The sequence below is a fragment of the Buttiauxella cochleicola genome, from assembly GCF_021282435.1.
Lineage (GTDB): Bacteria > Pseudomonadota > Gammaproteobacteria > Enterobacterales > Enterobacteriaceae > Buttiauxella > Buttiauxella massiliensis.
The window spans coordinates 180,957-195,051 of record NZ_JAJSOT010000004.1 but is presented as its reverse complement, the minus strand read 5'-3'; the positions used below and the strand labels follow the sequence as shown (position 1 = coordinate 195,051).

The 14,095-nt window shown below is 46.4% G+C and carries 15 protein-coding genes and 3 tRNA genes; 10 read left to right on the top strand and 8 right to left on the bottom strand.

Annotation, left to right across the window (positions count from 1 at the left end):
• Positions 1–3 precede the first annotated feature (3 nt).
• From LVQ77_RS11790 to LVQ77_RS11780, 3 genes are all read left to right on the top strand, one after another.
• Positions 4–90, top strand: a tRNA-Leu gene (locus LVQ77_RS11790).
• Between the two features lie 29 nt (positions 91–119).
• Positions 120–206, top strand: a tRNA-Leu gene (locus LVQ77_RS11785).
• A gap of 32 nt (positions 207–238) precedes the next feature.
• Positions 239–325, top strand: a tRNA-Leu gene (locus LVQ77_RS11780).
• 50 nt (positions 326–375) lie between these two features.
• Here the strand turns inward: LVQ77_RS11780 and LVQ77_RS11775 are convergent.
• Positions 376–615, bottom strand: coding sequence for a DUF1435 domain-containing protein (locus LVQ77_RS11775; protein ID WP_151993283.1), 240 nt, complete (start codon positions 613–615; stop codon positions 376–378).
• A 270-nt stretch (positions 616–885) separates the two neighbouring features.
• Here LVQ77_RS11775 and LVQ77_RS11770 point away from each other — a divergent pair, with 270 nt between their 5' ends.
• A complete protein-coding gene (locus tag LVQ77_RS11770) occupies positions 886–1,971 on the top strand; it encodes a GGDEF domain-containing protein (RefSeq protein WP_232904510.1) in 1,086 nt (361 codons plus the stop codon).
• Between the two features lie 98 nt (positions 1,972–2,069).
• Positions 2,070–2,858 (top strand): siderophore-iron reductase FhuF, encoded by a 789-nt coding sequence (fhuF, locus tag LVQ77_RS11765; protein ID WP_232904509.1) that lies wholly within the window; start codon positions 2,070–2,072, stop codon positions 2,856–2,858.
• A 45-nt stretch (positions 2,859–2,903) separates the two neighbouring features.
• Here the strand turns inward: fhuF and LVQ77_RS11760 are convergent, their stop codons facing one another.
• The gene (locus LVQ77_RS11760) at positions 2,904–4,250 is read right to left on the bottom strand and encodes a PTS sugar transporter subunit IIC (RefSeq protein WP_064513892.1); all 1,347 of its coding nucleotides are present in this window, start codon (positions 4,248–4,250) and stop codon (positions 2,904–2,906) included.
• A gap of 414 nt (positions 4,251–4,664) precedes the next feature.
• Here LVQ77_RS11760 and LVQ77_RS11755 point away from each other — a divergent pair, with 414 nt between their 5' ends.
• Entirely contained in the window at positions 4,665–5,123 is a 459-nt protein-coding gene (locus LVQ77_RS11755) for a YbaK/EbsC family protein (RefSeq protein ID WP_232904508.1), read from the top strand.
• 55 nt (positions 5,124–5,178) lie between these two features.
• Here the strand turns inward: LVQ77_RS11755 and LVQ77_RS11750 are convergent, their stop codons facing one another.
• The 4 genes from LVQ77_RS11750 to pobA form a co-directional block, all read right to left on the bottom strand.
• Positions 5,179–5,877 carry a helix-turn-helix transcriptional regulator gene (locus tag LVQ77_RS11750; protein WP_232904507.1) on the bottom strand — a complete coding sequence of 233 codons (699 nt, stop codon included), beginning with the start codon at positions 5,875–5,877 and terminating at the stop codon, positions 5,179–5,181.
• 22 nt (positions 5,878–5,899) lie between these two features.
• On the bottom strand, positions 5,900–6,550 hold the full coding sequence (locus LVQ77_RS11745) for a LuxR C-terminal-related transcriptional regulator (protein ID WP_232864646.1): 651 nt from the start codon (positions 6,548–6,550) through the stop codon (positions 5,900–5,902).
• 187 nt (positions 6,551–6,737) lie between these two features.
• The gene (locus LVQ77_RS11740; RefSeq protein WP_232904506.1) at positions 6,738–7,616 is read right to left on the bottom strand and encodes a helix-turn-helix domain-containing protein; all 879 of its coding nucleotides are present in this window, start codon (positions 7,614–7,616) and stop codon (positions 6,738–6,740) included.
• A gap of 36 nt (positions 7,617–7,652) precedes the next feature.
• On the bottom strand, positions 7,653–8,837 hold the full coding sequence (pobA, locus tag LVQ77_RS11735) for a 4-hydroxybenzoate 3-monooxygenase (protein ID WP_232904505.1): 1,185 nt from the start codon (positions 8,835–8,837) through the stop codon (positions 7,653–7,655).
• Between the two features lie 301 nt (positions 8,838–9,138).
• Here pobA and LVQ77_RS11730 point away from each other — a divergent pair, with 301 nt between their 5' ends.
• The 4 genes from LVQ77_RS11730 (at position 9,139) to LVQ77_RS11715 (ending at position 11,749) form a co-directional block, all read left to right on the top strand.
• Positions 9,139–9,915, top strand: coding sequence for a threonine/serine exporter family protein (locus tag LVQ77_RS11730; RefSeq protein ID WP_034459513.1), 777 nt, complete (start codon positions 9,139–9,141; stop codon positions 9,913–9,915).
• Positions 9,906–10,379, top strand: a complete 474-nt coding sequence (locus LVQ77_RS11725; RefSeq protein ID WP_151993058.1) for a threonine/serine exporter — start codon at positions 9,906–9,908, stop codon at positions 10,377–10,379. The genes LVQ77_RS11730 and LVQ77_RS11725 overlap by 10 nt, the downstream gene beginning before the upstream one ends.
• Before the next feature lie 109 nt (positions 10,380–10,488).
• Positions 10,489–11,130 (top strand): TetR/AcrR family transcriptional regulator, encoded by a 642-nt coding sequence (locus LVQ77_RS11720; RefSeq protein WP_226811976.1) that lies wholly within the window; start codon positions 10,489–10,491, stop codon positions 11,128–11,130.
• A 115-nt stretch (positions 11,131–11,245) separates the two neighbouring features.
• On the top strand, positions 11,246–11,749 hold the full coding sequence (locus LVQ77_RS11715) for a YjjA family protein (RefSeq protein WP_232864650.1): 504 nt from the start codon (positions 11,246–11,248) through the stop codon (positions 11,747–11,749).
• Between the two features lie 33 nt (positions 11,750–11,782).
• Here LVQ77_RS11715 and LVQ77_RS11710 read toward each other — a convergent pair whose 3' ends face one another.
• A complete protein-coding gene (locus tag LVQ77_RS11710) occupies positions 11,783–12,799 on the bottom strand; it encodes a class I SAM-dependent methyltransferase (RefSeq protein WP_232864651.1) in 1,017 nt (338 codons plus the stop codon).
• A 119-nt stretch (positions 12,800–12,918) separates the two neighbouring features.
• Positions 12,919–14,085 (bottom strand): M20 aminoacylase family protein, encoded by a 1,167-nt coding sequence (locus LVQ77_RS11705; RefSeq protein ID WP_232864652.1) that lies wholly within the window; start codon positions 14,083–14,085, stop codon positions 12,919–12,921.
• Positions 14,086–14,095: the final 10 nt, after the last annotated feature.

Here is a 14,095-nt window from a genome sequence, read left to right as displayed (position 1 = left end):
TATGCGAAGGTGGCGGAATTGGTAGACGCGCTAGCTTCAGGTGTTAGTGTTCTTACGGACGTGAGGGTTCAAGTCCCTCTCTTCGCACCATTAACCACGCAAGATATCGTTCGCACTGCGCGAAGGTGGCGGAATTGGTAGACGCGCTAGCTTCAGGTGTTAGTGTTCTTACGGACGTGAGGGTTCAAGTCCCTCTCTTCGCACCAATGCGAAGGCGATATCAGATAAGTTTTGAATTGCGAAGGTGGCGGAATTGGTAGACGCGCTAGCTTCAGGTGTTAGTGCTCTAACGGGCGTGAGGGTTCAAGTCCCTCTCTTCGCACCAATTCTTATCAACTTCCCAGCAGTACTCTTTTATCCCTCAGTTTTATCTCGCTATTTCATCGTTCCCATATTCATCATCACCAAAGCAAGCCCACTGGCAAATGCAACGCATGACGGTAGCAGCACAAAATGACGTAACCGTTTATGGTACAGCATGGCTGCGGTCACCAATAATCCTAATACAATCAAGACGCGCCACTGACTAAAAGAAAGATCTAGATACAGTAACGCGGCGACGATACCTGCCGGCACCAGCACACCCCATGCACTTTCTAACTGACGTTGTAACATCATCGCTATCTCATCAATTGGTAATGATAACCAATATCATATGATATTATTTCTCGTTTGTCAGCGATAGCGTATCGTCAGTTTTACATTAGAAATGTTAAGCTTTCTGTATCATCAGATGACATGTATTCAGTAAGGTGATAGATTGGCCCAGAATGTTAAATCTCTGATTAACACCGAATACATATATGAAGTAATCACTTTACGGATATATTTTCCTACTTCATTCCCAGCATAATGTCGGCATGAGTCGAAAGAACTATTTTTGATATGACAGCAACAAATTGGTCCACTTTACTCAAAGGGAAACATCAACTCTCTTTGCGTTTATTTTTATTATTGAATGCGTTTTCTGCCGGATTTAGCATGATATCCCCGGCAACTAATACGCAACATATTACAGTACCCATTGTTCTGGTGCTGGTGGTAAGCCTGTCCTGTCTACTCTGGCAGCTAGTAAATAAAAAGAAATTAATTAACATTAACTTCATTTCGTTAATAATTGGCTTACTCTGGGCGGGGCATATCTATATAAAAGTCTCTGCAATGCCAAATAAAGACGTTTCTTTTTTAATTATTGCCTTGTTGGCAATATTATTTATTGGCACAATCTCTTTTATTAATAATATACAAGCATTTATTGCCGCATGCCTGCCTGCCACCTTAATCATATTCTGGCTTGATCAAGGGGCCAACTGGCCGCGCCTGTTGTATTCAATTGTTCTGCCTAGCGTGGGGATTACCATTCAACATATCATTCATCAGCGTCATGATAACTTTACGCGTCGTTTGATGAATAAGCTGCTTGAAGAAAAAGAAACCCTTAACGATCTTAGTATGTTAGATCCGCTTACCGGTTTGAATAATCGCCGTGGGTTCCAGAACCGTTTTGACACTCTGCTCTCAGTCAGCAGCGGCCAGCATTATATACTGCTACTGGATATCGACCATTTTAAAGACTACAACGATAACTATGGTCATAACATGGGCGATAAGGCACTGACGCATGTCTCTGCGGCCATTCGTGACGCTGTTCGTTCACGTGATGTCGTCACGCGTTATGGTGGCGAAGAGTTTATGGTTTTACTGGTTGATGTTGATGCTGAACAAGCCCTGCAAACAGCAGAGCGCATTCGCCAACGCGTTTATGATTTAAATATTCAGCACATGTTTAATAAAAGCGTGGCGACCCATCTTACAATAAGCATCGGCCTTGCAGCACTTGAGCAGCACGACATTGAAGAAGCATTGCGCAAAGCTGACGGCGCACTTTATCGTGCCAAACGACAGGGCCGTAACAGCATCTTTGTCAGCGACACTCTCCTTCAAACACCAACAGAACCCGCTCATCTTTAACGGCTAAATACCTTGAACACAAAACAACCTTGCTAAAGGCATTATCTATAGATAGGATTGGCAATCATTATCATTTGTATTAGTGGTTCTGTTTGCCGATGTCGTTTCAGTCTTCACAGTTTATTAATGATTTTGCATGGCAGCCGCCATTTACGAGCTCGCAACCGCCGCTTGCAGATGAGCTACGCGCGCATTTTGCTGTGCATCGACCGTACTTCAACGACATCATCAAACTCAATGAACCTGTGCCTCACACCAGCCAGGCTCTGCATCAGTGGGCACAACCTGCGGCCTTAACTTCATTTCTCGCCTGCTACAGTGACCACATTTACCGGAACCAGCCGCAGCTTGCGCGTGAAGGGAAGCCGCTAAAATCGCTATGGGCACAATGGTATCTTGGTTTGTTGGTTCCACCGCTGGTCATGGCATTGATTACCCAACCTCGTGCACTGGATATCGACCCGCAACACATCCATGTTGAGTTTCATGAAACAGGCAGAGCTGCTACTTTCTGGCTAGACGTTCAGGAAGATAAGATGGCAACAACAATGCCGTTAACCCAACGCCTTGAAAAGCTGCTTATTAAAGGGTTAATGCCCGTCGTTGAGGCACTGGAAAAAAGTGGTGAAATCAATGGAAAACTCATCTGGAGTAATACGGGATATCTGCTGAACTGGTTTTTTGGCGAGCTCAGAGAGTTGCTGAATGAATCGACAATTGCCGAGTTGCGTCATGCCTGTTTCTTTGAAAAACAGCTGCAGGATGGTCAGGATAATCCCCTCTACCGTACCGTCATTCTCCGTGAAGGTTTGCTAGTACGTCGCACCTGCTGCCAACGCTATAAACTGCCAGATGTACAACGCTGCGGTGACTGCACGTTAAAGTAAAACGGTGGGTTTCCCCACCGTTTCATTGCACTCATCGCTCTACTGTTAAGCAGCCTGTTGGCTCTCTTCTCCAGATGATCTCTGTGCTTCTTCCGCTTCTTGTTCCAGCAACTGCTTCTCGTACACTTTGAAGAACGGGAAGTAGATGATGGCGGAAACGACAGCCAGCAGAATAACCAGAATCGCCGCGCGGAAATCCCAGCCCAGAGCCCATGCTGCACCAATTGGTGCAGGAGCAGTCCACGGCACAACTGAAATCACACGACCAATCAAGTCCATCTTCATTGCGCCCCACGCCAGCACTGCGTTAACCATTGGTGCCAGCAGGAACGGAATAAAGAACACTGGGTTCATAACAATTGGCGTACCGAAAATGACCGGTTCGTTAATGTTAAAGAAACTTGGAACCACGCTTAGTCGCCCAATAGAGCGCAGATGAGCTGATTTACTACGCAGATAGCAAATCACCAGCCCCATGGTTGCACCCGAACCACCAATCACGATAAAGAACGTCCAGAACGCTTCCATAAAGATGTGCGGCAGTGGTGCACCTTGTGCCAACGCGCTCTGGTTCATGCCGAGGTTGGTCAGCCAGAACATTTGCAGCATGCCAGAAATAATGGCCGCGCCGTGAATTCCTGCAAACCAAAGCAGATGGCCAATCAACACCGCCAGCAAAATAGCAGGTAGTGAGTCCGCCGCAGAAACCAGCGGTTTGAACAGTGACATAATGGCTTGTGGAATCAACATGCCAAACTCAGACTGAATGAACAGGCTCAGTGGGTAGAGCGTTAGCACCACAACCAGAACGGGGATCAGAAGATCAAAGGAGTTTTTGATCATCGGTGGAACCTGGTCCGGGAGTTTGATTCCGATATTGTGCGCTTTCAGGAAACGCATCATTTCGACACAGTAAATCGCCACCAGAATTGCAGTGAAAATCCCTGTCCCTCCCATACTGTCTACCGGCATCGTGCCTTTAGTTTTTGGTGCCGCCACCAGCAGAAAAGCCATGAGTGAAAGCATTGCGCACATGAATGGGTCCAGGCCGTGCGACTTCACATAGTGCTTACCGAGGTTGTAGGCAATAGCCGCACAAATGTAGATAGACATAATGCCCATCGTCATATCAAACGGCGTAAGAATTTGCCCTTCAAACTGTTTCGCCATATCCAGCCATGCGCGAGCAAACCCCCAGGTGGTGGTTGGCGAGAATGGAGGGTATGCAAACACCAGCAAGAACGAACCGACAATCATAAATGGCATCGCAGAGATAAACCCATCACGAATCGCCATAACATGGCGCTGTGAAGAGATTCGTCCCGCAACGGGACTAACGTAGTTTTCTACAAAACGGAAAATCAAATTAAAAGCTGCATGATTCGTAGACATATCGGAACTCCAGTCAGGCTATCAACGCGAATGTAGCCGCGGGAAAAGTATCGCCGCGCAACAGTCCGTAATTCATAGAATTCATCCCCGAAACCGGGACCTTTTTAGATACAGCTTTCAATTCGACATCAGTGGCACAGCATAAAAAAATCGGTTTCATAGGCTGCTCTTATTATTGGGTACAGGTGTGTGACCGTTTAAGTATTCATCGCTAATTCACGCACTGCAACCGGTTACTGAAACCGGTTGCAGTGAATGTGAAGAAGATCCAGAAATCACTGAAACTTTAGCTTCTTTAGGTATTTCACATCACAACGTCGCCCTTTCATTCGACACAATCAGGGTCGGTTTCACTGGTTTACATATAGCACATACTTATGCCAAATTATTTGCTGAACAGAATGGGAGAAAAGCATGAGCCTGCAGTCCGTCCGGCAATTCTTTGCCGAAAACGCCCCCGATATCGACATCATTGAATTGAATCAAAGTACAGCAACTGTTGCTTTAGCTGCGGTAGCCCATAACGTCGAGCCTGGGCAGATTGCTAAAACATTGTCGTTGAAAGTGAAGGATAGAGTGGTGTTGGTTGTCGCGAAAGGTGACGCACGCCTAGATAATAAAAAACTTAAAACTGTTTTTGGGGCCAAGGCCCGCATGCTTAGCAGCGATGAGGTTGTTACCTGGACAGGCCACCCCGTGGGCGGAGTGTGTCCTTTTGGACTCGAAAATCCGTTAGCAGTTTACTGCGATATTTCACTTAAACAGTACGAGGAGGTTTTACCTGCTGCCGGAGCCATCCATAGCGCGGTGCGCATTTCACCTGCTCGTTTGGCTGAACTCACCGCTGCACATTGGGTAGATGTGTGCCAATAATCAGGAGACTGAGGAAGGATTTGAGCTCCTCAGTCGTACCCCATTATTTTCATACTCACTGTTTATAAGGTGGAATATTTAACTCCCGCTTTCCATGTTCACTGAATAGCCAGGTATACATTTCGGCATCTGTTTTAATTTCCAATCGGCGCATAGCGCTTTTTTTTTGTGCACTAACGGTTTTATAGTTTTTTTCAAGTAGCGTCGCAATTTGCACCAACTTCCAGCCTTTACTGATCAGCCGTAAAACTCGGCATTCTGAAAAAGTTAACCTCGTTTTGACCATATCATTAACAGATGCCTGTGCAGCTCTATCTTGCAAAAGACAGTTGCTGATTCTTTCAACATCACTAGCGTTATTAAATACATGCTCGATAATGCTGTTCATTGGTTCATGTAAAGAAAGCAATGAAGTTTTGGTTGTCAGCAATCGTTCAATAGCGAGATTGAGCAGATGTTGAGGCATAATAAATATCCATCTTACATGCTGAGATTCATTTTTCAGATGGCTCAGAAAGTCACATTGCTCTATGAATTCCTGTTGCGAACTATCCAGCTCAAGCATGACAACATCCGCCTGATCGAGAATTTCTGAATTTAGCTCTAAATAATCTGCCAACAAAATCTGTGAAGATTCTGCCGCTTTTTCTTTCATAACGATCTGCACACCTTCTCTCATCAATGGCCGTTTACTAATAACTACTGCACGACAAAAAGGATTATGCAAAAAGATCGTTTCCTTGTTTTCCGTCATCAAAATATCCTTATAATAACAATTAATTGCCTGTTAGCTCACAGCGAAAAACATGTAGGTCTTTATCACAGTGAAATCCCAGCTTTTCCATTGCATGTCTTTTATGTGAGCTTACTGTTCTGATATCGCGCCCCAAACGCTTTGCTACCTGGGTAACGTTACGTCCTAAAAATAGTTGCTCGATTACCTCCATCTCGCATTCCGTCAATTCACCAGGTATCTGCTCCCGCAGAACAGTTTTAATCATTGGGCTGTGTAGGGTTATATTACTAGATAGTGATTTTATTAACAGCTCCATAAATATTGAGGCTGATTCATACTGAGATATAATAACTCGAACACCCAGAGATGAAATATACTTCAGAATGCTGACCTTATGATTATGAGTGTAAATAACAATATTTTTATTTGGTTTTGCCTTTCGATACCATTTAATAAACTTTATCTCCTCAGCCAATTGCTGTGATGATTTACTAATATTTAAGATGATAGTGGGATGGGGGATTTTTAACACTTCATCATAAGCGCCATGAATATCTTTAATAATATTAATTGAATTTTTAAATTCTGGTCTGGCATTTAGCTGATGAATTATCCCTTCCACCATTAATACACAAGGTATAACAACCATTACTTGACTCGATACATTATTTATAGTGATATTATTTTCCATATCATTCCCTTGATCAATATATCAAAAAACATAAAAACAAAGGATAATAGATATACATGAAAAGCAACATGCAACGCCAATTTAAATAGCATTCACCCCATTATATTTATTAGCAAAAATCCAATGGAGTATTGAAAGAGAAAACAATAATTTAATATAAACAATTCCTGTAAAACAGAAAACCGACTTAAAGATCCCGAATTGGATGTTTACGAAAATCTTTTGGCGTAGTTGCCATATGGCGACGGAAAAAACGTGAAAAGTAGGTTGAGTCACTAAAACCAAGATAATCAGAGATTTGACTGACTGTCATGCTGGTGTAGAGCAAACTGCGTCGGGCTTCAAGCAACAGCCTTTGATGCAATACGTTTAGTGCGCTGTAGCCATAAAACTCATGGCACAGATTATTTAAATGCACACTGGATAGCCCTACGGCACTTGCATAATGCGTTACCGAAAGTTGCTCACGATAATGTCGTTCAACGAGTTGGTTAAACTGATGAATCACTGAACGTTTTCGCTCAATACGCGAACTGCCACTCGGGGCTGGAGTACATTGCCGATTAAGCCAAACCAGCAAGGCGCTAATCAGTGAATGCAACATCATATCGCGCGCTTCACCCTGGCCTTCATACTCACTTTGCAGAGTGCTAAACAGAGTATTAATTTGCCTGCGAGAGCCTTTCACCGGCAGGCAGGTGGCTTGTGAGAGCACCTGCAAAGGGCGACCAAACTGTTGTTCAAACTGCGTTATTAAAGGCGCTGAAAAAGACAGTGAATAGCCTTGTGCTCCGGGCGAAAATTTAAAACCGTGCACGCACAAGGCCGGAACAACTTGAATGCAGGCATGCGTCACATGGTGAGTACAGCCCTCAATGTCTATCTCCACCTGCCCTTTATGCAAATAAAGCAGTTGAACTAAATCCGCATGTTGATGCGTACGAATATGCCATTCATAAAGGCTACTGCGGCTGTGGATGGACTCGCAATGCAGCAAATCAGATGCAGGCCAGTTCCGGCTTTCACCATAAAGTTTGAATACCGGAATGCTGGTGTTAAGGCTCATGACATCCTCTTTAATCCTACGCTGAATAAGTATAGTTTATTCAACAAGTTCGAATGGCAATCCAACATAGTTTTCAGCAATCGTTGTCAACCCTGCGCGCGAAGCCAAATAATATTCACGATCGGCCTGCTGCATCTTACGGTCAAACTCATCCATGCCTTCGAAATCATGAAGCAGATTAGTCATAAACCAGCTAAAACGCTCCCCTTTCCATACTCGACGCAATGCCATTGGTGAATAAGTCTCCAGCAAATCAGTTCGCCCTTCGTGATACACCTTGCTCAAAATCCGATACAGGTAATTCACATCAGATGCGGCAAGATTTAATCCTTTTGCTCCGGTCGGCGGCACAATATGAGCCGCATCGCCCACCAGGAAAAGATTGCCATATTGCATCGGCTCCACCACAAAACTACGTAACGGGGCGATACTTTTCTCAAGTGAGTGACCAGTCACTAACTTCTCAGCCAGCTCTTTAGGCAACCGCAGCTTTAGTTCGCCCCAGAAGCGTTCATCTGACCAGGATTCAACATTGTCACTAAGTGGGACCTGTAAATAGTAGCGGCTTCGAGTTAGTGAGCGCTGACTACACAAAACGAATCCCCGCTCATGATGAGCATAAATAAGCTCATGGTTAACTGGTGGCGTATCCGATAACAACCCAAGCCAGCCGAACGGATAAACACGTTCGTACTCACGAGTGACTTCTTCAGGAATAGCCTTACGGGAAACACCGTGAAAGCCATCGCAACCCGCAATATAGTCACAATCGATACGGCAAGTTTCACCCTGCTTCTCAAAAGTGACATAGGGACAATCACTTTTGACATCAAATAATTGCACGTTGCTAACGCCGTATATGGAAATAGCATCAGTTGCTCGCCGCGCTTCCATCAAATCATGAGTCACTTCCGTCTGGCCATACACCATCACCGTCTTCCCGCCAGTCAGTTCTTTTAGCGGAACAGGGATACGTTTTCCATCAACCAAAAACTCAACACCCTCATGGACTAACCCTTCCACATCCATTCTTTGACTGACCCCTGCCTCACGCAACAAATCTACGGTGCCGCTCTCCAGGATGCCCGCACGAATACGTCCTAAAACATGTTCGGGTGATTGTCGTTCAAGCACCACATTGCTGATGCCTGCGTTATGCAGTAATTGCCCCAACAGCAAACCCGATGGACCAGCACCAATAATCACTACCTGAGTTTTCATAGGATACGTTCTCTGATGTGCGTTATTAAAATGTTATTTTTATGTTTAACAATTGCTCGTTAATGCATTTTTAACGTCATCAGAGGGAAAAAGAAGGCCAATATCGGTCTAAAACGTGCACTTTTCGAAAGTCATGCAAAGAGTGTGGACGAGTTCATAGTTCGCCGAAAAAGTGTGCGAAATAGGTTATTTGGTTAAATGTTGATCTGGAGCGCCTGAGTCCTGGTAGTGGCATATGCTAATAATAAAGGATGTTAAAATTTGAGCGGCTATCGTCGCTTCTACCTTTCATAGGACAGGTATGTCGGAAGATGTAAACACGCAACGGGACGTGACTCGCCTTTGCATCCAGTGTGGGCTTTTTTTGCTGCAACATGGTGCCGAAAGCGCACTGGTAGAAGAACTTTCCTGTCGCCTGGGCATTGCCTTAGGTATGGATAGCGTTGAAAGCTCAATTTCAGCAAATGCTATTGTGCTAAGCACCATAAAAGATAATCAATGCCTTACCACCACGCGTAAAAACACTGACCGCGGCATCAACATGCATGTGGTGACAGAAGTGCAACACATTGTGATTATGGCCGAGCATAAGCTTCTGGATCATAAAGATGTTTTGAAACGTTTTGCGCATATAAAACCGCTGCGCTATCCACGTTGGCTAGTGGTGCTGATGGTTGGCCTATCTTGTGGCTGCTTCTGTAAGCTAAATAAAGGCGGTTGGGACGGTGCCTTCGTCGCCTTTCTTGCCAGTTCTGTAGCGATGTATGTTCGCCTGGTGTTTACCGCACGCCATCTACACCCGCAAATTAATTTCTGCATTACGGCGTTTGTTGCCACCACAATTTCTGGGTTACTCATTGCCAAAGGCCCATTTGCCACGACATCCAATATTGCCATGGCGGCAAGCGTGCTGCTGCTGGTGCCGGGCTTTCCGCTGATTAACGCCGTGGCCGATATGTTTAAAGGTCACGTCAACACGGGGCTTGCAAGATGGGCAATGGCGAGCCTACTAACGCTTGCTACCTGTATTGGTGTCGTGATGGCCATGTCACTATGGGGGCTGCGCGGATGGGAATAATCGATTTTTTACTGGCGTTGCTACAAGACATGGTACTTGCGGCGATTCCCGCACTAGGCTTTGCCCTGGTGTTTAATGTCCCGCAGCGTGCTTTGCCTTACTGCGCTCTGCTCGGCGCGATTGGCCACGGTTCCCGAATGGCAATGATGGCGGCGGGTATGAACATCGAATGGAGTACGTTTATCGCCTCCCTTCTGATAGGCACGATTGGAATACAGTGGTCGCGTTGGTACCTGGCGCATCCTAAAGTATTCACCGTGGCTGCGGTAATTCCCATGTTCCCAGGAATTTCTGCCTATACCGCGATGATTTCAGCGGTGAAACTCAGCCACTTTGGTTACACCGAAGACCTCATGATTCAGCTGCTCACCAACTTCCTGAAGGCCTCGTTTATCCTCGGTGCACTGTCAATTGGCTTATCTATTCCTGGCCTGTGGCTTTACCGTAAACACCCGCGAGTGTGATGTGTTTCAGGGCTTCGCTAACTCATCAGTGCTTTGCCCGCGCAAACTTGTTTTAATGTCATCAGGCCAGGTCTGTTACCCGCGGTCTGATGACATTAAGGAGCCTTGCGTGGAAACCCACGAAATTTATCTTCCTGAGCGTTTTGATGACGCCAGTCTGAAAGAAAAGATTTTCTTCAGCGCCATTAGTTTGTTCGCTGAATTTGGCCTTAACGGCGCACGCATGGAACAGATTGCCGAGAAAGCCAACACCACAAAGCGGATGGTCGTCTATCACTTCAAAAGCAAAGAGCTGCTCTATGTTCAGGTGCTTGAGTATGTGTATACCCAAATTCGCAGCTGTGAGCGCAAGCTCAATCTCTCAGACCAGCCGCCGGTAGAGGCAATGGTGGAACTGGTGGAATGGACATTTGATTTCCATGCCACGCACCCAGATTTTATTCGCATCATCTGTATGGAAAACATGCAGCGCGGGCGTTTCGTAAAAGAGTCCGCTTACCTGCGGGAAATTAACCGCAGCGCACTGGAATTACTGGAAGATGTGTTAACCCGTGGGCAAGAAAAACAGCTGTTCAATAAGCAGGTTTGCGCCAAAGACGTTCACCGCCTGATCAGTAGCTTTAGTTTCTACCATGTTGCTAACAGCTATACCTTCTCCAACTTCTTTGAAGACGGAGCCGAACCGACTGACAGCACCAGCCATTACCGTGAAATGGCGGTAAAAGTGGTACTGCGCTACATCGGGCCGTAAATAACCGTATTTTTGGATGCTTTAAGAACTCTCCGAACCTCAACAGGCCCAGAGAAAGCGGTATACTCGGCGGAAATTCTCCTGCAATGCAGGTTATCGAAAAAGAGTATAAAAGATGAAAGCAAGCAATCGTGTTATATGCGCTCTGGCGCTGGCAACGTCCGTGTTTACCGGCCAGGCGATGGCATCAAGCTGGCAAGATCAACTCTCCAGCGCGGCAACAGAGTTAAGCAAAACCACCACCTCCAGCAGTAGCACCGGAACAACCGGCAACTCTATGGCGTCATTGACCAGCCTGCTTGGCGGCGGCACTAAAGCCCTGAGTTCAGACAGCATGACGAATGCGGCAGGTATTTTGCAGTACTGCATGAAGAACAAACTGGTATCAGCAACCAACCCTGAAAACATCAAAAATCAGTTGATGGATAAATTAGGTTTAGATAGCGGCACAAAGCAAACTCCACCAGAAGATTACACTCAGGGTTTGATGGGCTTGCTGAACACCGGCAAAGGCCAGCAATTGGATCTGAAAACCATCGGTAATTCACCGCTGGCAGAAAAAGTGAAAACTCAGGCGTGTGATTTTGTCCTGAAGCAAGGCGTAAATTATCTGTCTTAATCAGATTACCTGCCCCTGATACCGGGGGCAGATTCAGGATTTCACATTAATTTCCAGCACCGCATAGACACCATCACTGGGTAACGTAACGGTGACATTTTTCAAATCGACACCCGCTGCAATAATAATATCTCTTAGCTCAGGCAATGTGCGCGGATAGAGTGTGGGCCAGCCGATACAGCGCAATAAAAAGGCAAGCTGTGGGCTAGTAGTCAGCATATTGGAAATAATCAACACGCCGCCTGGTTTAACTAAGCGCAACGCATGGCGAATAAAACTCACCGCTTCAGATGTCGAAAAATATTCGAAAATCCCCAGTCCATCAACGAGCTCAGCTGATTGTTCACCCAGTTCCTGAACCAGCTTGTCACTGAAAATCATCCGGTCGAATAAATTCCTCATTAACAGCTGAAAATGATGCCCTTCCACCAGGCCATATTGCGTCGCAAGTCCACGGGCAAATTTCAGCGACTGCCTGTCGTGATCAACCAGCAATATGGTGAATTTCTGCGCGCGTAATTTCGCACCACGCAATGCTCTGAGCACGGGTACCGCTGCACCACAGGCAAGACTTATCCAGTTGCCGGTAACATGATTATTGATATACACATCAGCAATCGCCGACATCACTTTCGCTCGTGAACGAACACCTTGAGCATCATTGGCATGTATAAACCATGCCCGGCTGTTGCTATCTATTTCCCTTCCGCTTATCAGGCGCTCAGCAAGCGGATGCTGCACAGACCATAGTGAAAGAGCGGTAGGAACCAACTGGCAACGCCACTCTTCAAGTGCGGGACGATTTATAAAAGCTTGTTCTGACAGCTTGTTTCGGTAGCGTATCCGTCGCATTCCCTGGCCATCCAGAAAAATTTCCGGGGCTTCGAGTGTCGGATCACCTTCTAACTGCTGGTTGATATCATCAATCTGCTCTAAAACCTGATCTTTCATCGGCCAGCTATCGCTTATATCACTGTAAGAGATATGTTTAATGGCCAGATCCGCAGGTACAGAGCCCGGGATCACTGAGAGAAAAGGCTGCCAGGACATGTTAAACCTCAACACACGTTTTCTTTCAGTCTAGAAAACCCAGGGTTATTCACCGTCAGCAGAAAGTTGTAATTTACGGGCACCCTCACCCTGCTTTACACAGGATGAGGGCTGGGAATTTAACGTAAAAATGACTCGGTCAGTTTGACCCAATATGTCGCGCCACCCGAAATGCAGGCATCGTTAAACTGATACAAAGGATGGTGAACCGAGTAATCATTATTGCCGGTTGCCGTACCAAGCCATAAATAGCAGCCCGGAACTTCTTCAAGCATGAATGAAAAGTCTTCACTGCCCATCGCACTTTTCACCTGCGCAGGATCGGCAACTTTATCGGATCCAAAAACGTCGCGTGCTATCTGGAGTGCAAACTCAGTCTGTTGAGGATCATTCACCGTCACCGGGTAGCCGAAGTCCACCGCGATTGACGCCTTCACTCCGAAGCTTTCCGCCTGAGCGTGCACCAACTTATCAATACGCAGCTTTACCGCCTCACGTACTTCAGCTTTGAAAGTACGCATATTCAGTTTTAGCACCGCACTGTGAGGGATGATGTTGTGCGTAGTACCGCTTTGCAGACTCCCCACCGTCACTACAGCAGAATCCTGCGGATCCACATTGCGCGACACAATGGTTTGCAACGCCATCACGATCGAGGCACCTGCTACGGTAGGATCAATACAATGTTCAGGCATCGATCCGTGGCCGCCTTTGCCTTCAAGAGTGATCGTCATGCTGTCTGACGAGGCCATCAAGGCACCGGGTTTGGTGGCGATCTCACCCGCAGGCAGCAATGGGAAGTTGTGCAGACCAAATACCGCATCACAAGGGAATAGCTTAAATAAACCATCATCAATCATGCGCTTAGCCCCACCGATGGACTCTTCCGACGGTTGGAAAATCAGGTGCAGCGTGCCGTTGAACGGGCGGTGTTCTGCCAGATACCGTGCCGCCGACAGCAAAATCGCGCAGTGCCCATCATGCCCGCAAGCGTGCATTTTCCCCTCGTTCACGCTCGCCCACGGCAACCCAGTTTGCTCCTGCATCGGCAGTGCATCCATATCGGCACGGATCCCCAGACGCTTACCGCCATTCCCGACTTTTAACGTCCCTACCACGCCTGTTCCGCCCAGGCCGCGATGCACCTCGTAACCCCATCCCGTCAGCAACTGGGCGATACGATCGCTGGTGCGGAACTCCTCAAAACCTAATTCCGGGTGTTGATGAAAATCACGGCGGATAGCAATCATCTCTTCTTCGTGGTCGAGAATTTCTTTAATCAGCATAGGGTTATTC